This window comes from Negativicoccus succinicivorans (assembly GCF_018373335.1).
In the GTDB taxonomy this organism is placed as follows: Bacteria; Bacillota; Negativicutes; order Veillonellales; family Negativicoccaceae; genus Negativicoccus; species Negativicoccus succinicivorans_A.
Map to the genome: position 1 here is coordinate 1 of NZ_JAHAHH010000112.1, position 2,424 is coordinate 2,424.

1 protein-coding gene is annotated in these 2,424 nt (G+C 51.4%); it reads left to right on the forward strand.

Annotated features, from left to right (window positions below; translation table 11 throughout):
* Positions 1 to 2,424, forward strand: a 2,424-nt coding sequence (locus KH813_RS06495; RefSeq protein ID WP_303994531.1) for a hypothetical protein, incomplete at both ends; no start/stop codon positions are given.

The following is a 2,424-nucleotide window of genomic DNA, read 5'->3' on the forward strand; positions in this document are numbered from 1 at the left end:
GCAAAAAAGAATGGCTTGAAGTTGTAAACGGTGATCCTGACTTGTTCCGCTCGTTGCCCGAACAGGCGCGCAATGATAAAGATGTGGCGTTGGCGGCGGCGCGACGCGGCGGAATGTCCACGCTTTTAGCGGCCGGCGAAACGCTAAAGAATGATCCAGACTTTATTGCGGAAGTCGTTCGCCGCACTGTTGGGCTTTTACATAGTTTTAGACCGGAATTGCGGGCAAATAATTTTGACCTTTTGCGCCGTGTCATTGCAGAAGAGCCGCGGGCGGCTGGACAACTGCAAAATGTTTTAGAAAGAAATGAGCGTGCCGAATTCGTTGCCGATGTAGCGAAAGAAACGCCGGAGGCGGCGGCCTACTTTTTACCGAAAGAAAGCGCGCTTTCACGGGAAGAGGTTGAAAGCATTTTTCAAGCGGCGCCGAAAGCCGCCGAAATTGTTGCCGCGAAAAGGCTTAAAAACTACAAAAGAAATGCAAGAGATAACATGGAACGGTATCAAGCGGTTGCGCGGGAATTTCTGAAAGTGGAATCACGCATTGAATATTTTCAAACGGCTTGGCACGGTTCTCCGCGTTCTTTTGATCGGTTCGACACAAACGCAATCGGCACGGGTACGGGAAGAAAGGCGCACGGCTGGGGCTTGTATTTTGCGCAAGAACATGACGTAGCAAAACAGTATCAAGATAAATTGATGCGACGTGAGGCGAAAAAAGCAGGGGGAGATCCTTCCGCCTCTGCTAGTTTGTATAAGGTTGATATACCGGAGAATGACGTTCTGTTAGATGAGGATACGCCACTTAATGAACAGCCGGAGGCGGTGCGCAAGGCAATCGCCGCATACTATCGATCGCGTCCCGAATCATACAGGGCGGCTACGGCCGACGATCTCGGCCCGCAACGTGGCGAACGCGTTTGGCGTGATGTAGTGTTCCAGATGCAACGAGAAGGCGAAGAAGATCCGAAAAAAGCGGCATCGTTATTGCTACATAAATTTGGCATTGAGGGTATTACCTATAAAGAATACAGGGACGGACGCTGCTTTGTTATATTCAACGATCAAGCCGTGCGCGTGCTGGAGCGTAACGGACAAGCCGTCGGGGAAATGTATCAAGACGGCAAAAAAGTATTACTGCATAGTCAATCGCCACTCACGCGACACGTTCGCGGTATGACGGCGTTACGCGACGGCCGGCAAATGTTGTTCTTGTTCCGTAAGGACGCTAACTTTTCTACTTTCGTTCATGAATCGGGACACGTCTTTTTGGAAGATCTGCAACAAATGGCGGCACAGGATAACGCGCCGGAGTGGCTGAAAAAGGACTGGCAAACGGTCAAAGAGTGGACCGGCTGGAAAGACGGGGCGGACAATCGGACGGCGCACGAAAAGTGGGCGCGCGGTTTTGAGGCCTATGTACGTGAAGGAAATGCGCCGTCGCGCGACTTAAAGGCGGTTTTTCGGCGTTTCCGTCGTTGGCTGGTAGGAATATATCAAAACTTGCTGGACTTGGGCGAAATCCCGCCGGAATCAATCCGCAATGTTATGGATAGAATGCTCGCAACACAGGAAGAGATTGACGCCTACACGGCGGAAAAAGCGCTGGACACGATGCAAGACGTGGACACGAAACTGGCGGCGCGTTTGGTGAAACTGAAAGCAAGAGCCGCGGAAACCGTCGAAAAGAAAGTGGAAGAAAAGATCCGCAAGGGCGTCGAGGAAATGCTGGAAGATGCAATTCAATCGTGGCGCACGGCGCGGACAGAAGAATTACAAAAAGAAGAAATATACAAGCATGAGGCGTTGGCAAAACAATTCGGCGAAGATGTCCTGAGTAAATACTATGCTGATGCGGCGGCGTTCAAAAAGGCGTTGGAAGACGCCGGCGGACCAATGGAAGAACGACTGAAACGCGAAGAACAGGAACAAAGAAAAGCATTCACCGATGAATTAATGAATCCGGAATCTATCCGCGCGCAAGTGGAAGAATACATGACGGGCGAATTGGGGCAAGCGGACCTGCTGGAGGCGGAAACAAGATATATTGCCCGTGAACGTAATAAGCTTGCGGGCGAATACATGAAACAATTGCGCAAGCTGGACAGCCGCCAACAGACAGACGAACAGACGGAGGCGGAACGACTTGCCGAGGTGCTTTCCTATTTGCGTTCTGAATTAAAAGAACATGAGGGCGCGCGGGAATCGGTAAAAGACGCGCAAAAACAACTGTCCAAAATGCGCCAACAGGAACGCGCGGCGGAACAGGAGCTGGAACGCGAACAGACGCTGGTCGCACGGTTAAAAGAAAGTCACGCGGAAGATGCGGAAGAACACGCGCAAAAACTTGCGGAAATGCGGCAGAAGTTGACCGACATACGCAAGGAAAACGCGGCGAAGGTGCAAGCAATCAAGAAAACGGCGC